This window comes from Streptomyces sp. F63 (assembly GCF_018070345.1).
In the GTDB taxonomy this organism is placed as follows: domain Bacteria; phylum Actinomycetota; class Actinomycetes; order Streptomycetales; family Streptomycetaceae; genus Streptomyces.
Genome location: NZ_JAGPXX010000012.1, coordinates 105,627 through 124,115 on the forward strand (window position 1 = coordinate 105,627; position 18,489 = coordinate 124,115).

The following is an 18,489-nucleotide window of genomic DNA, read 5'->3' on the forward strand; positions in this document are numbered from 1 at the left end:
ACCACCCGGGCGCCGGGGCGAGGGCCGCGGCGTACCGGGCAGCCGTCCCACGGAGGTCCCGTGCCCGAACCCGTCTCCAGCTCCGCGTCCCGCCCCGAGCCCCGTTCCGGCCGCTCCCGGCGTTCCGCAGCCGGGCCGCTGCGCTCCCTCGCCGCCCGGCTGCGGCCCGCCGCCTTCGGCGCGGACCCGGCCGGCGAGCGGCTCGAACGCATCCGCAGATCACCGCAGTGGGCGGACGGACAGTTCCGCAACCCGGTGCCGACCCGCATGATGCTGCCGGGCTCCGCCCGGGCGCTGCTGCGCGCCCAGTTCGACCGGGAGGCGCGCCGGCGGCGCGCGCCCGCCGGAGCCGTACCCGTACAGCGGCCCGCCCCGCGGACCCGGGACGCCCCGACGCCGACCCCGCCCCCGTCGGGGCTCCGGCTGACGTGGATGGGGCACGCCACCGTGCTCGTGGAGATCGACGGTCACCGGGTGCTGTTCGACCCGGTGTGGAGCGAACGCTGCTCGCCGTTCCCCTTCGCCGGGCCGCGCCGGCTGCACCCCGTGCCGCTGCCGCTGGAGCACCTGGCGCCGGTCGACGCGGTCGTCATCTCGCACGACCACTACGACCACCTGGACATGGCCACCGTCCGCGCACTCGCGGCCACCGGCACCCGGTTCGCCGTACCGCTGGGCGTCGGGGCGGACCTCGAACACTGGGGCGTCGACCCGGCGCGCATCGACGAACTGGACTGGCACGAGTCGGCGCGCGTCGGGGAGCTGACGCTCACGGCCACGCCCGCCCGGCACTTCTGCGGCCGGGGCCTCGTCCGCGGGATGCGGACCCTGTGGGCCTCCTGGGTCGTGACCGGCCCCGGGCACCGGGTCTTCCACAGCGGGGACACCGGCTACTACCACGGGTTCGCCGAGACCGGCGCCGCGTACGGCCCGTTCGACGCCACGATGATCCAGATCGGCGCGTACTCGGAGCACTGGCCGGAGATCCACATGACCCCGGAGGAGGGGGTGCGGACGCATCTCGACCTCTCCGGCGGTACCCCGGCCGGGGTTCTGCTGCCCGTCCACTGGGGCACCTTCAACCTCGCACCGCACGCGTGGGCGGAGCCGGGGGAGTGGATGCGGGACGCCGCCGGGGAGGCCGGCCAGGCGGTGGCGTTCCCCCGGCCGGGTGAGCCGTTCGAGCCGGCGGGGAGGCTGCCGGTCGAGCCGTGGTGGCGGGCGGTCTCCGGTCCGGTCGCCGGTCCGGTCGCCCGTCCGTGGCGGCGTCCCCGGAGTGCCGAGAGTGCGGCCGAGCCGAGCAGGGGCGATCCGTGCGGGTCCCGGTGGTCGGATACGCGCACCCTTCACTCGGCGATGTCGACTCCGTATCCGCGTGCGAGTGCGTCCAGGGCGTGGTCGTAGCCCTGGCCCACGGTACGCAGGCGCCACACCGGGCCCCTCCGGTAGATCTCCGCGAGGAGCATCGTGCGTTCGGTGGTGGCGGCGTCCAGGGTGGCCCGTGCGAGCGGTGGCCCGCTGTTGCCGGGGGCTGCGCTGATCTGCATCGCGCCGACCGTTCCAAACGTTTCGCTGCCGTCGATGGCTGCGGCTACGACGACCTTGCGGATTGTGGGCGGCAGTGAGGCCAGGTCGAGGGTGATCGTCTGCTCGGCTGGGCCACCGGTCAGCAGGCGTACCGTTCCGGCGGGGCTTTCCGGGGCTCCGTAGAAGATGAAGTCCTCGTCGAAGGTGACTTGTTCGTCCTCGTCGAGGAGGAAGGCGACGACGTCGACATCGAAGCGGGATTGCGGGGTCCAGCCGGCGGTGATGTGCCACACGGGGAAGGGTGCTCCGGGCGGCATGGGCAGATCGATGACACCTCCTCTGGGCAACACGGCCGGCTCTTGAGGACGGGGAGTCCTCGGAGGCTGAGCAGCGGCTGTCGGAGTGGTGAGCCAGTCCGGTGCGTGTACGGGGAGCGCGAGGGCCCTGATCCGGGTCATGCGCCGGTCGCGTTCCCCGCCGGGCAGGACCACGACATCGGTGACGCCGGCGGACAGGTTGATCGCGGCGGAACCGCCGAGAGCGACGACGCGGGTGCGGGCCGCCGCGGCGTCGGTGTGGACGCCACCCAGGACCAGGACCCTGTGTCCGGCCAGCGCTCTGCCCGGTACGGCATCTGCGGCCGGCTCCGCGCGGCGTATCCGTGCCGCGGTCGCCGTCGAGGCAGCTGGTGCGCGCGGTGTTGCTGTCCGGCGGTTGGGGGCGGCGTCCGCTGCGGGAGCGCCTGGTGGTGCGGGGGCAGGTCGCCGGGCTTCGGACCCGGTGACGGCCGTCGCTGCCGTGGCGATCGCCGTCCCCGGTCGCACGTCCGCGAGCAGGCGCAGGAAGGTGTGCTCGTCGATCACCGGTACGCCTTCGGTACGGGCGCGACGTGCCTTGGCCGAGTCCGACGCCGGTTCGTTGGTGACCAGCACACTGGTGTGCCGGCTGACGGAGGTCATCATGTTCAGTCCGGCGGCAACGGCTCGCCCGGTCAGCTCCGCACGGGCGTGGGCGGTTTCGCCGGTGATTGCGACCTTCATGCCTTGCCGGAGCGGTCCGCCGGGAGCCATGGGGCCGGGGTTGCGGTAGGCGCACGGAGTCTTGGGTGGCTGCGGCGTGAACTGTGACGCGGCCCGGGGCGGGCAGGTCACGAGGGGCAGGGGGAGCGCGAGCCGGGCTGCCTCGCGCAGGGAGGCCCGCAGGATTCCGGCCAGTACACGGGTATCGTCCAGTGCGTCGTGAGCACGTTGCTGGGGGACACCGTAATGGGCGGCGAGCGTGCCCAGTTTCAGATCGCCGGTCGGCGGGTCGACCTGGCGATTGAGGGCCAGGGTGCACAGCCGCTGCGAGACCGGAAGCCACATCCGGGCCCGCGCGAACTCGTGGGCGAGGAAGTCGTAGTCGAACTGGGCATGGTGGGCCACCAGGACCCGGTCCTGAAGCATCGCCCCGATCCGCCCGGCGACCTGGGCGAAGGTCGGAGCACCCCGCAGCCGCTCGGCGGTGAGCCCGTGGACCTCGACTGGCCCCGGGTCGCATCCCGGGTCGAGCAGTGTTGAGAACTCTCCGGTCTGTTCACCCTCCGGGCTGATCGTCATCACCGCGACGGACAGCACTCGGTCCCGTCGGGGTGTGAGTCCTGAGGTTTCTACATCGATCAGCGTCCAGTCGTGGGCGTAGTCACCGGCCGTTGGTACGTCCAGGCCGGGAGAGACGAGACTCATCGCGTGGGTTGCCCAATCAACTCGGTGATGTACATGGCCTGGTGTGTCCTACCGCAGCCGGACCGACGGTCAAGGGCAGGACTCATCGAACTCGACCGCCTTGAGCGTGACCGGCCGCCCAGTGAGCGATGCACCGGCGGCCGGCTCCGGCGCGCGCACCTTCCCAGGCGATTCGACCAGCACCCAGCGGTCGTCCGGCGGGGCATCCTCCACCGCGAGGGAGACACCGGAGTCCAGGGCGGAACGCGCGGCCTTTGCCGACTCGCCCGCGAAGTTCGGCATTGCCGCTCTTGCCGTTCTTGCCGCTCTTGGCGGTCGGAGGCTTCCCGTTCTCCCCCGGGCAGCCCTCCTCCAGCTTCACCGCCCCGAAGGCCAAGGTCGGTGCCGGTCGGCCAGGAGGCGCCGGCCTCTACGTTCCGACGGCACACTTTCCCGTTCCGGTCGAACGTCCGCATACGTTCCCGGCCCCGTGCGTCGTGCGAAGCGAGCCCGCAGAAACCGGCTTCCCGCGCCTTGTCCCGCGCCGACTGCAGGCCCATCCCCACGAAGCCGGGGACGGTCGCCCTCTCGGGCACGTCCGCAGTCGGCCTGCCGCCGGGCTGTACGGGCGGCCCGGCCGGTGGCCCGGCGAACTGCGGCTCTGCGGGCGGCAACTGGCTGTACGACATGCGTCCCCCGTGAAGCGATGGGTGCCAGATGACCGTAAGGGGTGTGATGTGCCGACGGGGTGATCGCGAGAGGCAAGTGACGGGATCGTGATGGAAAGGTGAACGCTCTGCGGTTCTCTGCGCTCCGGACCCGAGTCCGCCTGCGACGACGGCCACGCCGTTCCCGGAGGCCGGCACGGCATCGCCCGGTCGGCTACCGCTTCGTCGACGTGGCCCCTCTGTCCGGGACCTCCCAGGGAAATGATCGTCGAGGTGGCCGGTCACTCTGGGACCGGTGATCCGGGGGTACGGGGTGGCTCGGCCGAAGCCGTGGGAAACCGGTGACGAGCTGTGGGCGGTGACCGAGCCACTGCTTGCCCGGGATCGAGCGCCGGACCCGGCATCCGGGACGAAAGAGCGGCATCCGGACCGGTTGGTGTTCCCAGGCGTTCTGTTCGTGCTGCACACGGGGATCGCCCGGGACCTTCCGCAGGAACTCGGCTTCGGGCCGGGCATGACCTGCCGGCGCCGGCTGGCCGGGTGGACCGAGGCTGACGTGTGGCCCCGGCTGCACGAGGTCCTCCTCGCGAAGCTGCGCCGCGCGAACGCCCTGGACCTCTCCCGGGCCCGCGGTTGACGGCTCTCACGTGCGGGCGTCGCAAAGGGGCTCCACGACAGGACGAAAGCCCTGTCGACCGGGCGGGCGGGACGGGCAGCGCACACCATCTGATCACCGACGCCACCGGCATCCCACTCGCCGCCGCCTTGACCGGCGGCAACCGCAACGACGTCACCCGGCCCGCCCTTCCCGGAGGCGGTACCGCCGGTGCGGGGCCGGCGCGGTCGGCCCAGGCGCCGCCCGCCCCCGCTCAGAGCCGCAGGACCGCCGGGTCCTTCACCACCCGCGGGTCGGTGAAGTCCGTGTTGTCGATGACCACATCCGTCCCGGGAAGGGGATCGGCCTCCCGGAGATAGATCCGGTGCGCCGCCAGGTAGCGGTCGCGGTGGATCGATTCCGCGTCCGTGCCGGCCCGGTCCCGGTCGCGCTCGGCGCCCCGGCGGACGGAGACCTCCGGGTCCACGTGGAGCCAGATCCGGAAGTCCCAGTAGGCGTTGATCTCCGGCCGGAAGGCGAAGACGCCGTCCACGATCAGCACCGTGTCCGGTGCGAGTGGCGTGGACCGACCGGAGTGGTCCCGCTGGCTGAGCGGGTCGATGGAGCAGAGCACGGCGGAGGTCTCGTCCGGCCTGCGGCAGCGGCCGAGCAGCAGCCGTTCGGCCGACTCGTAGTCGTACGCGTTGCGGTAGTAGCCCTCACCGGACTCCCGGTCGTACAGGTGCCGGTCGTGCCACGGCTTCTTGAAGTCGTCGAGCGTCGCGCGGAGGACCGGGCGCCCGGTGGCGGCGACGTGCTGGGCCAGTTCGTGCCCGAAACTGGTCTTGCCCGCGGCGGTGAAGCCGTCGATCCCGACGAGGAGGCGCCCGCCGCCCAGTCCCGCGACGCGTCGTGCGAGCAGCGCGGTGAGGGCGTTCCGCTGCGGTGAGGCGGCGGCTGGGGTGGGCTGCCGCCAGGTGGAGACGGAGTGCCGCACGTCCGCGTGTCCCGGGGGTCGCAGTTCCATGGGGTGAATCTATCGAGTGAACGTGTCAGATGTGTTGACGGGGTGAAGATCGTTGCCGACGGGCCGGAGCGGGTGACGGCTCGCGGCCCTCGCGCAGGGCGCGCGGCACGGCTGCGCTCCCGCGCGTCGGGTCGCGCGCCCTGGCGGATGGTGCGGCCTCACCCGCGCCCGGAGGCGGCCCGTCCGGCACCGTGCCCCGCACCGGCCGCGCCGCCCTCCAGCGGCGCGTCACGCCTTCCGCGGCGCGTCACCCCTCCCGCCGCGTCCCGCGCGGCGACCGCGTCACCACTCCGGACCGGTGTCACAGCAGCCGTCCCGGCGCATCTGCCGGCCGACCGCGCTCCAGCCGGTCTCCGCCGCCCCGGCGGCGGACCCGCCCGGTTCCGCGGCGGACCGCCGGTCCGCCTCTCCGGACGCCGCGAACCCCTTCACCAACCCGGCCTGTTCGTACGGCACTCCGCCCCGCACCACCGACACCGTCCGCACCAGCGTGTCGAAGTCCGTGAACGGGTCACCGTCGACGACCGTCATGTCCGCCAGCTTGCCCGGCTCCAGCGTGCCCAGATCCCGCTCCGCGCCGAACACCCGCGCGGGCAGCGCGGTCGCCGTACGCAGCGTCCGCGCCGCCGACAGCCCGCTGCGGTGCAGGGCGCGCAGCGCCAGATGCAGATGGAGGCCCACCGGCGTCAGCGGCGCGTCCGTGCCCATGGCGACGAGCCCGCCCGCCGACAGCACCCGCCGGTACACCTCCATCTCCCTTCCCAGCGTGGCCAGTTGAGCGGAGGACGGCGGGAGGCCCGCCTGCTCCGTCACGACGGTCACGTCCCACGGCGGCATGAGCGCCGTCACCCGCGGATCGCGCGCCAGCTCCGGGGCCGTGCCGAGCAGCCACAGCGCGGTGAACGGCGTCGCGATCAGATGGAAGTCGCCGCCCGCCGAGTAGACCTCGGGGACATCGGCGTACACGTGCCCGGCCGCGGTCGTCGCGTGCCCGTACTCCAGCCGCTGCGTCGCCTGCAGATGCGTCGTCAGGTCCTGGCCGAGCTGGACGCCCGGAGTCAGCAGATGGCTTCCGCTGCGCACCCCGAGCCGGTCGTGCGCGAACCGCGCGGCCTCCTCCATCACCCAGCCCGGCGCCCGCACATACGTCTTCACGAAATCCCAGTCGAGCGCCGCGGCCCGCTCCAGCGAGCGGCGCAGCCCGGCACGCGTCCGGTGGCAGCGGCCCATGCTGTACGCGACGCGCGCCCCGTCCAGCAGCTCGCCCGTCGCCAGCAGCCGCGGCCCGGCCAGCGCACCGGCGTTGACGGCTTCCCGCAGCCGCGCCTGCTCGTGGGCGAAGCCGCCGAGCGAGACGGCGGTGGTGATGCCGTAGGCGAGCTGGGTGACCGTCTGGCGGCCGCCGTAGGTGCTCTGCCAGGGGTGGGTGTGGGCGTCCCAGAGGCCGGGGAGGACGGTCCGCTCCGAGGCGTCGATGCGGCGCCGGGCCCGGCGCCCCGCGCGGTGCGGCTCGACGGCGGTGATCCGCCCGTCCCGTACGAGGAGGTCGGCGTCCTCGCGGACCCGTTCGCCGGTGCCGTCCCAGAGCAGCCCGGCGTGCACGACGGCGCTGCCGGCCGCCGGCCGCCGGTGTTCCAGCGGCACGTGCACCGTACGGGGCGTGCCGCCGTGCACGTCGAGCAGGCGCAGCCGGTCGCCGGAGAGGTAGAGCAGAGTGCGGGAGTCGCCGGACCAGGACGGGTGGTCGGCGGCCTCGTCGGTCAGCCGGCGCGGCTCACCGCCGGGGCTCCCGTCCGGCCGTACGGGCAGCAGCCACAGCGCCGACTCCACGATCACCGCCATCGAACGCCCGTCCGGGGACCAGGCCGGGCCCGAGGCGTAGCGGTCCGAGAGGGAGGCGTGCGGGGCGACGGGATGCAGCCGGGCCGCGCCCGTCTCCGCGTCGACCACCCGGATCAGGTTGTAGCCCTCGCGGAACCGCTGGTTCAGCCGGTTGCGGTCGCAGAGGGCGACAAACCGGCCGTCCGGGGACCAGCTCGGCCGGCCGGGCAGTCCGCCGCTCCCCAGCGGAGCCGCGAGGACCCGCTCCGCACCGCTGCCGAGCTCCGTGACGACGAGGCGGCCGCTCAAGTCGAGCGAGGCCAGCCGCCCACCGTCGGGCGACAGCGCCGGGAACACCCGTCCGCCGCGGGCGAGCACGGTCTCGACGCCGGTCCGCAGGTCGTGGCGGCGGACGGCGTACAGCCCGTCGCGGTCGTCGGCGTACACCAGTGACGCGCCGTCGGGGGCCCAGGAGGGGCCGAGCAGGAACCGGGCCGGGTCGGCGCGGACGAGCCTGCGCGGCGGGCGTCCCCCGGACGTGGCGCCGACCCAGAGGGAGTTGAGGGCGGCGAAGGCGACACGGCGGCCGTCCGGCGACAGCGCGGGCAGATGGATGCCGCGCACCGGACGGGCGCGGTGCCCGCCGAGGTCGTACCGCTTGACGCGGTAGCGGGGGCGGGTGACGGGCATCGTGGCGGCGAAGGGAATCTCCCGGCCGGGCCCGGGGGCACCCGGCCGCACCAGCCGGAAGCGGCCGCCGACCGTCAGCAGCAGTTCCTCCGGCCCGGTCCAGCGCGGCGGCACCGGGGCCACATCGCCGTCGAGAGGCACCTCCGAGCCGTCCACGACCAGCGTGCAGGAGGCGCCGGGGTGCGGCGTGGTCCGCAGATACGCCAGCCGGCCCGAGGACGACACGGCCGGGGTCATCAGCTGGGCGGAGGTGATGTCGGTGTGCTCGGCGGTCACCGGGCCACGGCCGTCGGCGGGGACGGAGACGATCGTGCGGGCGTCGAGGGCGCTCCCGTCGAGGCGCGCCCGGACGAACAGGACACGGCGGCCGTCCGGCGACCAGACCGGGTCGAAGTCCTCCCAGGCCCCCTCCTGGCCGGGGCCCTCCTGCCCGTCCAGCCCGGTGAGCCGGGTCAGGCGGCCGTCGGCCACGCGGACGGTCCAGATCCGGTACGGGCTGCCGGCCACCGGATCGCCGCCGCGCTCGGAGGCGAAGGCGATCCGGGTGCCGTCCGGCGACCAGGCGGGGCCGCGGTCGTCCCACGGGCCCTCGGTGAGTTGCCGTAACCCGGAACCGTCCGGCCGCAGCAGCCACAGATGAAAGCCACCGCCCCGGTACGCGCACACGGCGAGCGACTCGCCGTCCGGCGAGAACACGGGACGGGTGGGCTCCAGGTCCGGCGGCGTGAGGGCGGTGGCGGAGCCGGCGCCGTCACCGGCAGGGCCGCGCCCGTCCCCGTCGCCGTCCCCGTCGCCGTCCTCCGCCTCCCCGCCCTTGCCGACGGGCACGGACCACAGGACGTTCTGCACCTCGGCGACCAGCCGCCCGCCGCCGGGGGAGAGAGTCGCGGTCCCGTTGGTGGCGGCGGTGAGGGACAGCAGCACACGCCGGGCGGGAGAGGACGCCGGCGGGGGTGCCGCGACGGCCGCAGCGGCGGCCGGAACGGGGGCAACCGCGGGGAGAGCCGCGCCCGCCGCGGCGGTACCGGCGGCGGCGCGGAGGAACCCCCGGCGGGAGAACGGTGAGCGCTCGTCGCCGGCCGCGGGAGGCGGACCAGCGGGAACGCCGGAGGCACCGGAAACAGCGGGCGCAGAGGCACCGGCTCCGGCGCTTCCGGCGCTTCCGGCGCTTCCGGCACCTCCGGCACCTCCGGCACCTCCGGTAGCGGTACCGCTGCCGCTGCCGGAGCCGGAGCCGGTGCGGGCGCCGGAGCCGGTGCGGGCGCCGGAGCCGGTGCGGGCGCCGGTGCTGTCGACATGGGTGGTGGATGCGGTGGTGTCCAACGGGCCTCCCGTGTAAGGGCCGGACGGGGTCCGGGCGGAGGAGCGGCGGAGCGGGGCCGGTGACGGCTGCGGCACCTCCGTACCCCGCGGATGAGGGACGAGCGCCTCACCACTCTTCCCCGGCCCGGGGAAGCCGACGCGCACCGCGCGTGCCGCAAGCCACAGCAGGACGGGCCGGCCTCCGGGCGGGACCGGGACCGCTCCGCTCCGAACGCGCACCGCCGCCCCGCAACCCACCCCGTCCCACGGCCCGGCGGCGGAGACCGGATCGCATCGCCTCCCGTCCCGAGCCGTGGTGGGAAGAACCCCGGCGACCGCCGGCCGGCGGCCTGAACGCGTGAAGCCCTCGCCGGTGCGCACGCCGAGGACCGGGCGACGACACTCCGAACCGGCCGCGCAGGCCGATGTCAGTGGCCCCGAATACGGTCGGTGACGCCCGGAGCACAGCACTACCGCCAGGCCCGAACGAACCGATGGGAGCGCCGTCATGACCACCACAGCCGAGGATGTCCGCCGTATCGCCCTCTCCCTGCCGGAGACGGAGGAGAAGCTGGCGTGGGGCATGCCCACGTTCCGGGTGCGCAGCAAGATCTTCGCGTCCCTCGCGGACGACGACGCCTCGGTGGGCGTGAAGTGCCCGGTCGAGGAGCGCGCGGAGCTCATCGCCTCGGAACCGGAGAAGTTCTTCATCCGGGAGGGGCACGATGAGCACTATGCCTGGCTGCGCGTCCGTCTCACCGCACTGGACGACGAGGAGGAACTGCGCGCGATCCTGCTGGACTCCTGGCGCCAGGCCGCCCCGCGCGCCCTCACCGAAGCCCACCCGGACCTCCGGGGCACGACCGCGGGCTGACCACCTCACCACCCCGGGCACCGACGGTACCGATGGCGCATGCCGCGACGCGTCCGCGCAGGGTCGCGGCACCACCGCCCCGGCTGGGCGGGGCCCCTCACCCGGCCCCGCGCAGCTCGACAACGAAAGGGGGAGGGGCATGCACCGGGGGCGCCGCAGACCGGACCGGACGGCCGGGGGCGCTCTGAACCACTCAGCGGGCCGCCCGGCAGCGCATCACGGAAAGTGACGACGGCCACGGCCACGGCCGATCCGATCCGATCCGATCCGATCCGATCCGGTCCGGTCCGGTCCGGTGCGGTGCGGTGCGGTGACGGAAGGTGCTCGCCCGCCGGTGCCGACCCGGCCCTCACGCCACCAGCAGAGATTCTTCACCACGAAGGGGGCTGCTCGGCGAGCAGCTTGTCCGGGTGCGTCTTGTCGACGTGGCCGGAGACGTCTGTGCTCCTGCGGGTCCCGTACACACTTGGCACGGGAGTGGGGCTGCACGTCACCACGAAGACGAGCCCGAGGGGGCGAGAAGACCCCGTTCCCGGGGCCCGAGCGGCGGTTCGGCGATGCCGAAGGGCATCGCCGCCAGCGAGAGCACGCACAAGATCACGGACGAGAGCGCGGCGGGCACGAAGAACGCCGTGGTCGTGGGCGGCTCGATGGGGGCGCTCACGCCGGCAGAGTCGCCGCTCCGCCACCCCGGCACATGAGTAGCCGTACTCATCCCCCTCTCTCCCTTTCGGGCCGTTCTCCCGGCAGCTACTCACCGCCACCGGAACGGGGTGGGCAAGCACCCCGCGGGGTGCGGTATTGTTGCTCCTGCGCGGTCGGCGAGGGGGAAACCCCAGGCCGCACGGGCATCGGGACGTGGCGCAGCTTGGTAGCGCACTTGACTGGGGGTCAAGGGGTCGCAGGTTCAAATCCTGTCGTCCCGACCAGCGTTTTCGCAGGTCGTAGGCCGTTTCCGCGGGTAGCGGGAACGGCCTTTGCCGTTCCCGGGGTGGGAGCAAGGGGGAGCCCTCTGGGAGCCCTCGCGCTCCCACCCCGCAGACGTGTCAACCACGCCCGTTTCGTCCATCACCCGATCCGGTAGACGTAGCCGTCCGTACCGCGCCACTGCACGCCACCGTCAACCCCTCACCCCCGAGGCCACCCACCCGTGCCGGACCGATCCGGCCGGCGACCGGCCAAAGAACCCCTTGTCCGTTCACCGCCCTCTTCCCGACTGGGAGCACCGGAGCCGCTCCCCATACGACAGGGATCACCGTGCTCCCCGCCGACACTCCGTCTGCGGGATCTGCGCAGGCCAGGCAGGGGCCATGGTGCCGGGCTGGCGACGACATCCCGGGTCGGGACGGCCAATGCCCCTTGGCGTTTGGCCGCAGACGGGGCACTCCCACAAGGGCCGCGCCGTACAGGGCCGTTCAGCGCTGCCAAGCTCTCACCGTTCGGCCTACCAGAGGCGGTTCGGGCGCGCAGCGCGGTGAACCGCCTGGCGCCGTGAGTCTGCGGCCGCTGATGGTGACGGTGGCATGCGGCCGTGCCCGCCTTTCCAGTACTTGAAGCGGCGCCCCTTCGTTCGACGAGCCACTGCGCCGTGAGCTGATGGCCCGGCTGAACGGCATCAAGGGCATGGATCTGGCCGAAGGCCAAACTGAGTCTGTGTTCGCCCTTCTCTCTGAAGGTCTTCTCCGGGCACGGTGAGGAGATCTACGCGCTGCTGGAGTGGTCCGCGCACACTGCTGCTCCCGCCGAGGTCTGCCGTATGGTGGACGGGGACCCGGCCTGACGTGGTCATCACGGGCGTGGGCCGTGGTCGTCAGCCCCACGCCGTCGAAGACCAGACGCTATGGATGCGGGCCGCTGATGGCAGGTGCCAGGAATGGGCTCGGCGTCCCGTGCCAGGACACACGCAGTGCCTCACGCGCCCGCGTGCAGGCCACGAACAGCACGCTCAGTTCGCTGTTCACGTCTTCCTGGTGCTGTTGGGCGTCGATGTCCACCGGAGTCACGGCGGACTTCATCGGGACCGTGCCGTCCATCACCCCGGCCACGGCGACGCAGCGGAACTCCAGCCCTTTCATCCGGTGCATGGTCCCTATCCGCACCCCCGCACCACTGCGCCCCGTCCCCAGCAAGAAAGTGGAGATGCCGGCGTGCTCCAGGGTCTGGGCGATGTCCCGTCCGAACTGGATGAACCGCACCGCGATGCCGATATGTTCCGCCTCCACGCCCGAGGCGGCCCACTTCTCCACCTGGGCCACCAGCGCCGCCATCTCCTCGGTCTTCGTGGCGTGTCCCGCGGTCTCGGGTCGTTCGCCGTGCATTGTGGAGCGATAGCCGGCCAGGGTCTCCTTCCCCTCGTCCATGTCGTCGGGCTTCTCTCCGGTCAGCAACGCGGTGGACCAGGCGAGGATCTCCTGTGTGGTGCGGTAGTTGACCCGAAGCCGAAACGAGCGTCCGACGACCTCGACGCCGAGCGAGCGAAGCGAGACCCGATTGCCATAGATGCGCTGGTGGGTGTCCCCGGCGACGAACAGGTCGTCGGCGCTGGGGCCGACGAGGGCGCGCAGGAACCGCCACTGGGCGGGGTGCAGGTCTTGCGCCTCGTCGACAACGATGTGTCGGAAGGGCCGTTCGTCGCGGCCGTCCAGGACACGTGCGGCTTCGGCGCACACCTGCAGGAAGGTCCACTGCCCGGCCTGACTCAGCTGCTCCTCGAAAGCGGTGACCGCACGCCACACCTGAAGGCGCTTCAGCGGCCCGAGCCCGCTGCCGCGGCCCGTCCGCGCCACTTTCAGGTACTCCTCGGGAGTGGCGACGGCGTGCGCGAGGATGACGTGCCGCCACTCCTGGTCGAGGAAGACGTCCGTGAAGTCGAGGTCCAACCGCCGCGCGATCCGCGCCCACCGGGCGGTGATCTCCTTCTGGTCGAAGACCAGCTTCAGCGGTGCGCCACCGCGGTCCGCCCGCACGATCTCGTTGGCCAGGGCATCGACGTTCACCACCCGGATCTTCGCGCGGACGGCGTCCTCCGTGATCAGCAGCTCCATGCAGCGCTGCAGTTCGGCGGCCAGGTCCTTGGTATAGGTCGTCAGCAGTACACAGCCGTCGGGCGCGTCGGCGGGCAGGCGCCGCGCAAGGTGGTAAGCGCGGTGCAGCGCGACGACGGTCTTGCCGGTGCCGGGCCCGCCGGTGACCCGCGCCGATCCGGCGTAGCTCTCCTGGTAGGCCACCCGGTACTGGCTCGGGTGCAGGAAGACCCGCCAGGCGTCGAAGGGGCGCTGAAGGATGTCCAGCAACTCATCGGCTCCGGAGACGAGGGCGATACGGCCCCGAGAGCGGGCCATGGCGGTGCCCAGTTCGTCGCCCTCGGAGGCGCGGGCGCTCTGCACGGCGGCGGTCCGTGCGTACGCCTGCACGAGCTCGCGGTCGATCTCCTCGGGCTTCATGCCGGTAGCGAGCCCGAGCAGCACGTCGTACTGCTGCTCGGGAAGCACCTTGTGCAGGGCCTCCAGGTGGGCCTCGTCGGGGACCAGCCGGATGATCGGCAGGATCTCCTCGTCGACGCCGAGGCTGCGCAGCACCTTGTCCGGATACTCGGAGGCGGGGAACAGACGGGACGGCTCGTCGGCGGCCAGTGCCCGCAGCCCGGCCGTGGCCCGCTCCAGGGCCACGTCGTTGCGTATCTCGATGCCCTGGGTGGCCTCGTTCACCGACGCCCGGTGCTTGGCGGCCCAGTCGTTGGCCTTGTCGTGCGGGAGCACCTTCAGCAGCAGGTAGCTGTCGCCGGACTCCGCCTTGAGGACGACGCCTCGCCAGAAGTCGGTGATCCGGATGGTCCGCAGCCGCGGATCCTTCTGATGCGTGAGCTTCTCCAGGTGCAGTCCCGCGTGCGTGGCCGCCGCGAACTTCTCGAACACCTCGAAGACACGTTTCTGGACGGGTTTCTCCAGCGCGGCGAACTCCATCAGGAAGTCCCGGTGCATGCCCAGCGTCGCCATCCGTGCCCCCTCCAGAAGACTACGATCACTTTACTGACCAGCTCCGATTCGCGAGGCCGGTCCGTACGTCCCAGGGGCAGGATGAGGTCCTGCGGCGCGGGTCAGTTGACTCGGCGGTTGCCGGGCGGAACCTCACTCCGGTGCATCCCTACGACCACGGAGCCCGGCCCCCCGGCGGACAGGCTCTCGCGTATCAGGTGGATGACGTAGTCCCAGGCGGTGCCGCGCGTGCCGATCCACCCGTCCCTGAGCAGCGTGGTGAAGGTGGTGTTGTTCAGGTACCGGGGGACCGACTCCTCGATGATGCGTGTCCCACCGGACGGCCCGTCGGCCTCGGGGCGTTGCAGCAGTTCCCAGAAGTGCTCCCGCGTCAGGTACATGCCCGGGATGAGGGCAGCGGAGTTCATCATGAAGGGAGTGGTCCGGCACAGCTTGACCATGCTGGGCGTCGGGACCAGTCGCGGGTCTCCCAGAGTGGTTGAGCCCTTCTGGCTGGCCCGGGCCCACTCCTCCTCGGCCTCGCACTCGGCGTCAACGGCTTCCATCCGCTTCAGTTCCCGCTCACCGGTGGCGTCGTGCCAGTACACCCAGCCGGGCCCGCTCTGCCGCATGCGCTTGTACTGGACCATGGCCACGCTGCGTGCGTGCTCGTTCACGTAGATCATGTCGACGCCCATGACGGTCTCGGCGTTCGTGCGGTTGGCGTTGTACACGAACAGCCGATGAGGGGACTCGGAGTTGCGGCGGTAAATCCGCCAACCGACCTGCACGGCATCCTCGCCCTCCATGCCGGGGAAGCGCATGTAGTCATGGACGATCTGCTGATCCTCGATCTGACGGAGAGCAGGCAGCCCTTCGATGAAGGGGACGGACCGGGAGCGCGGATCATCACTGCTGAGCGGTTGCTGCCATGCTTCGAGCGGATCGCGCTCCGCGCCGAACGTCTCAAGTAGGGTGCCAAACGCGTCCTTCTCCAGGCTCCGCTGCTCTCCTTCCTGACCTGTCGGAGGATTGGCCCCCAGGCTGTTCTCCAGGTCGTCCAGTGTCTCGTTCAGTTCAGGTCGCATATGCCGGACAGCGGCGAGCAGTTTGTCGCCGGCGGCAGGAGACATGCGGCCGTCGTCGCCGAGGAACCGGCGGCTGGCCCCCATGGCGTCAGCAAGGTCGACGAGCGGCAGCGGAATCTGGAGTGCGGTGAAGTCACGGGTGAGCAGGGCGCGTTCGTAGGTACCCGACCGTCTGCCCGGGAAGACGCTGCCCACTCCGATGATCCTGCGCTGGTCGTCGTGGGCGTGACGGTCGGTGAAGAACGCGAGACACCACACACGCGGCTTTCTCCAGTCCTTGTGCGGGTACGCGAAGGTGCGCTCACCGCGGGTCAGCCATGCCGGAGGTTTCTCGGGGAGCCGCTCCATCATCAGCGCGGTGCTGTGCACCAGAGCGACGGCGACCATCAGCGACCTCCAAGATCTTGTGAAACCGGAGGCTCAATTCTTGGCCAGGTTCCGGCTGTCAGGGCTCAGTGGCTGTCAATCGGTCATGTGAATGGCGATGATTCGACGGTGATGGGAGCTCATGAAGCGCCCAGCCATCGCGCGAGAACCCCCCTGCGCTGCAACTCCCTTATGTGGTCTGCCATCCGGCCCGGCATGGGGCCACCGTTCAGCAGTACACCCGCTTCGATGTTGCGCTCGGCGCCCGCCGCCGTGAGGTTGGCGCTGGTGAGGAACAGGATCCGGTCGTCCGCCACCGCCAGTTTCGCGTGCAACCGGCTGCGAGGAGTGGTGCGTTGGGCTGTCGGCCAGTGCCAGAGCCGCAGGCCTGGTATGCGGGAGAAGGCGTCAGCCGGCTCTCTTCCGGAGAGCAGTCCGCCCGCGCCTTCCAGTGTCTCCACGACGATGTCCACCGTGACCCCTCGGGCCACGGCGTTGGACAGTGCCGCGGTCAGCGGAGCGTACGAGCGGGCCGAGTAGGTCATGGCAACGAGTCGGTGCTCTGCGGCCCGGACCACCTCCGTCAGCACCTGGGCAGTGGAGCGGCCAGGTGTCCCCGGTGTGGAGGGACCGCTCCACACGGCGCGGGTCTCGGTCCCCTCGCGCTGGCGGACCCAGGCCGCCACATAGCCGCGCAGGTACGCTGCCGCCTCCGCCGAGGGCACGCTGTCCTCCGTGATCGAGACCAGCAACGACGAGACGGCCTCCAACGCGGCCGGTGTCTGGAGCCTGCCGAGGATGTATGCGGGGGAGCGGCCCTGGACCAGCAGTGTGGCCAGGGCCTTCGTCCGCGTGGGCCCGAGCGAGGCGGCGGTCGTCGCGACCGCCGCCTCGAAACGCCTGCGGCTCACCCGGTCAATCCATTCACTTGAAGTCCGGGATGAGCGCCAGCGGTTCGGTGTCGCCCGCCAGTGGGGTGATGAACCGCCGGTCCAGGAACCGGTTGCCTCGCTCGCACGTGGTCTCGGACACGAACAGGCAGGAGTGGCAGGCCGCACCGTGCAGAAAGTCCTCCGGCGCCTGAGGAAGGCGCTCGCCGCACAGCGGGTCCGAGGAGCACCGCCCCGCCTTGTGCAGCGCCATCCGCACGATCCTGGCCAGCCGGTTCTCCCCGGTGCTGGGGTCCTGGTCGGCGAGGGATACCAGCCCGCCGAGGGTGCCCTCGGAGTCCGGGACGGCCGTGTAGATGAGGATGCCGGTCCGCCGCTCCTCGGCGTCACCGCTGTAGATCCGCTCGGCCAGACTCGCCGAGTTGTAGCCGCACTCCATCGCGATGGTGCGGATGAGTAGATGGGAAAGCGTGTGCAGGGCGATGTAGCGGCTGCCCGGCCAGCCCTGCATCGGGTCGGAGTTGTCCTGGATCCGGTCCGACTTACGGTGCTCTCGGAACCGGCCGAAGGCCGCGGCGTGCGCGGCGAGGGCTGCGCTGGACGCGACCCGCTTCTCCCACTGTTCGATCAGGTGATCGTCAACCCGCAGGAACAGCCCCTCGCCGCGCACCTCGCTGGCCGGAATCCAGCCGCGTTCGCGCCGCCCGAGCTCGACACGGGTGACCAGGCCCGGGTCCTCCGGGTCGGGAGCATCGAGCCGGGTGAAGCCGATCAGGGCCCGCACCTCGCGCAGTCGCTCAACCTGCCGCACCTGGGAGAAGACAGTGGACAGCGGCCCGCTGAGCGAGGCGTCCACCAGCGCGAAGTCCTCCGTCGGGTCGGCGGTCTTGGCCGCGGACAGCACCTGCCACTCGGGGGTCAGCAGGTCCGGGGGGCCCGGCGGCTGCTCGGCCTCGCCTTCCTCGCCCGACAGGGCAGCGCGATAGGCGGACATGGCTTGCCAGACCTGCCCGGGCTCGTAGTCGCGCAAGTAGCGGTGGTGCTTCGACTTCTTGGCGAACATGGCGATCTCCGTCTCGTCCTCGAAGTCCTCCAAATCCGGCCAGCGTTCCTCAACGAGCTTGCGCAGTGTGTCGGTCCCGGTGTCGGGCAGTGCCAGCGCGCTGAGCGTCACGGGGAACCACTGGTTGGAAGCGCCCACGACCAGCAGATAGGGCTGTGCGTCGCAGTTCTCGTAGACACCGTCGAACTGGGGGTGCCGACCGCGGCAGCGGGGCAGGTTCTCCCGGCCTTTGTCGCCCATCGCGTCCCGGATGTTGCGCTTGGCCTTCTTGCACACCAGGCATTCCAGGGAGACGTTGGCCGCGAGGTTGCCGCCGTTGTCGCGCATCCGCAGCGTCGGGTACGTCGTGTCGGGGCAGACGCGGCCCTCGTGCACGAACTCCGTGTACGGGAACTCGTCGAGGTGCCCTTTGGTGCAGGCGAGCGCGAAGCGGGCGGCCACGGCGAGGGGCTTGCGGCCCTTCTTCTTCCGGTAACAGTTCTCGTGGTAGAAGCGCGCCTCGTCGGGACGGCGGGGGTTTTGGTTCTCGAACCCCCACTTGCCGGAGCCGAGGGAGGCCAGCTCGTTGCACGCTGTGCAACGCAGCCACTGCGGGAAGGGGGTCACGGGCACCCCGATTCGCGCCGCGTACCCCTTCGGGTCGGTGTCGGTGCCGGGGATCCACGGCGCGGCGCGCAGCTCACCCACCTGGTTCGGGCCGTAGCGCCGCAGCGCCCGGTTGACGGCCCTGCGGAGCCGGGGCTCCTCGATCACCGGGTCCGGTACGCCGGCGTAGCTCCAGTGGTCGATGCCCTTGACCATGACGGAGAAGTTGGGCAGGTCCACGAGGGCGCCGACGCCGCCGGTGAACATGAGGTGGCTCGGTCGTACCGCACCCACCCGCCTGAAGTATCCGCCGCCG

General features: G+C 71.9%; 12 protein-coding genes and 1 tRNA gene. 4 read left to right on the forward strand and 9 right to left on the reverse strand.

The window, feature by feature from the left end; genetic code table 11:
• Positions 1-138 precede the first annotated feature (138 nt).
• Complete coding sequence (locus tag KBZ10_RS15265; protein ID WP_210988225.1) at positions 139-1,404, forward strand: MBL fold metallo-hydrolase; 1,266 nt, start codon at positions 139-141, stop codon at positions 1,402-1,404.
• On the opposite strand, the gene KBZ10_RS15270 is transcribed toward KBZ10_RS15265, so the two are convergent.
• On the reverse strand, positions 1,347-3,251 hold the full coding sequence (locus KBZ10_RS15270) for a TerD family protein (protein ID WP_210988173.1): 1,905 nt from the start codon (positions 3,249-3,251) through the stop codon (positions 1,347-1,349). The two genes, KBZ10_RS15265 and KBZ10_RS15270, sit on opposite strands and share 58 nt — an antisense overlap.
• Before the next feature lie 69 nt (positions 3,252-3,320).
• Positions 3,321-3,533 carry a hypothetical protein gene (locus KBZ10_RS29455; RefSeq protein WP_247702408.1) on the reverse strand — a complete coding sequence of 71 codons (213 nt, stop codon included), beginning with the start codon at positions 3,531-3,533 and terminating at the stop codon, positions 3,321-3,323.
• Between the two features lie 723 nt (positions 3,534-4,256).
• Here KBZ10_RS29455 and KBZ10_RS30575 point away from each other — a divergent pair.
• Positions 4,257-4,535, forward strand: coding sequence for a transposase (locus tag KBZ10_RS30575; protein WP_374223360.1), 279 nt, complete (start codon positions 4,257-4,259; stop codon positions 4,533-4,535).
• A gap of 232 nt (positions 4,536-4,767) precedes the next feature.
• Here the strand turns inward: KBZ10_RS30575 and KBZ10_RS15285 are convergent, their stop codons facing one another.
• Together KBZ10_RS15285 and KBZ10_RS15290 are read right to left on the reverse strand one after the other, a co-directional pair.
• Positions 4,768-5,520: a uridine kinase gene (locus KBZ10_RS15285; protein WP_210988175.1), complete on the reverse strand. Its 753-nt coding sequence runs from the start codon at positions 5,518-5,520 to the stop codon at positions 4,768-4,770.
• Between the two features lie 282 nt (positions 5,521-5,802).
• Positions 5,803-8,955 carry an amidohydrolase family protein gene (locus KBZ10_RS15290; protein ID WP_307847449.1) on the reverse strand — a complete coding sequence of 1,051 codons (3,153 nt, stop codon included), beginning with the start codon at positions 8,953-8,955 and terminating at the stop codon, positions 5,803-5,805.
• 886 nt (positions 8,956-9,841) lie between these two features.
• On the opposite strand from KBZ10_RS15290, the gene KBZ10_RS15295 reads away from it, so the two are divergent.
• The gene (locus tag KBZ10_RS15295; RefSeq protein ID WP_210988177.1) at positions 9,842-10,207 is read left to right on the forward strand and encodes an MmcQ/YjbR family DNA-binding protein; all 366 of its coding nucleotides are present in this window, start codon (positions 9,842-9,844) and stop codon (positions 10,205-10,207) included.
• A 490-nt stretch (positions 10,208-10,697) separates the two neighbouring features.
• Here KBZ10_RS15295 and KBZ10_RS15300 read toward each other — a convergent pair whose 3' ends face one another.
• A complete protein-coding gene (locus KBZ10_RS15300; protein ID WP_210988178.1) occupies positions 10,698-10,871 on the reverse strand; it encodes a hypothetical protein in 174 nt (57 codons plus the stop codon).
• A gap of 188 nt (positions 10,872-11,059) precedes the next feature.
• Between KBZ10_RS15300 and KBZ10_RS15305 the strand changes: the two genes are divergently transcribed.
• Positions 11,060-11,136: transfer RNA gene (locus KBZ10_RS15305), tRNA-Pro, on the forward strand.
• Between the two features lie 909 nt (positions 11,137-12,045).
• On the opposite strand, the gene KBZ10_RS15310 is transcribed toward KBZ10_RS15305, so the two are convergent.
• The 4 genes from KBZ10_RS15310 to KBZ10_RS15325 form a co-directional block, all read right to left on the reverse strand.
• Positions 12,046-14,202 (reverse strand): UvrD-helicase domain-containing protein, encoded by a 2,157-nt coding sequence (locus KBZ10_RS15310; RefSeq protein WP_210988179.1) that lies wholly within the window; start codon positions 14,200-14,202, stop codon positions 12,046-12,048.
• A 101-nt stretch (positions 14,203-14,303) separates the two neighbouring features.
• Complete coding sequence (locus KBZ10_RS15315) at positions 14,304-15,656, reverse strand: hypothetical protein (protein WP_210988180.1); 1,353 nt, start codon at positions 15,654-15,656, stop codon at positions 14,304-14,306.
• Between the two features lie 119 nt (positions 15,657-15,775).
• The gene (gene drmC / locus KBZ10_RS15320) at positions 15,776-16,546 is read right to left on the reverse strand and encodes a DISARM system phospholipase D-like protein DrmC (protein WP_210988181.1); all 771 of its coding nucleotides are present in this window, start codon (positions 16,544-16,546) and stop codon (positions 15,776-15,778) included.
• 13 nt (positions 16,547-16,559) lie between these two features.
• The gene (locus KBZ10_RS15325) at positions 16,560-18,467 is read right to left on the reverse strand and encodes a DUF1998 domain-containing protein (RefSeq protein WP_307847451.1); all 1,908 of its coding nucleotides are present in this window, start codon (positions 18,465-18,467) and stop codon (positions 16,560-16,562) included.
• Positions 18,468-18,489: the final 22 nt, after the last annotated feature.

Excerpts from the sequence above, each read along its gene's own strand:
- KBZ10_RS15270 (WP_210988173.1), bottom strand. The coding sequence starts at position 3,251 with ATGAGTCTCGTCTCTCCCGGCCTGGACGTACCAACGGCCGGTGACTAC.
- KBZ10_RS29455 (WP_247702408.1), bottom strand. The coding sequence starts at position 3,533 with ATGCCGAACTTCGCGGGCGAGTCGGCAAAGGCCGCGCGTTCCGCCCTG.
- KBZ10_RS15285 (WP_210988175.1), bottom strand. The coding sequence starts at position 5,520 with ATGGAACTGCGACCCCCGGGACACGCGGACGTGCGGCACTCCGTCTCC.
- KBZ10_RS15295 (WP_210988177.1), top strand. The coding sequence starts at position 9,842 with ATGACCACCACAGCCGAGGATGTCCGCCGTATCGCCCTCTCCCTGCCG.
- KBZ10_RS15310 (WP_210988179.1), bottom strand. The coding sequence starts at position 14,202 with ATGGCGACGCTGGGCATGCACCGGGACTTCCTGATGGAGTTCGCCGCG.
- KBZ10_RS15315 (WP_210988180.1), bottom strand. The coding sequence starts at position 15,656 with ATGGTCGCCGTCGCTCTGGTGCACAGCACCGCGCTGATGATGGAGCGG.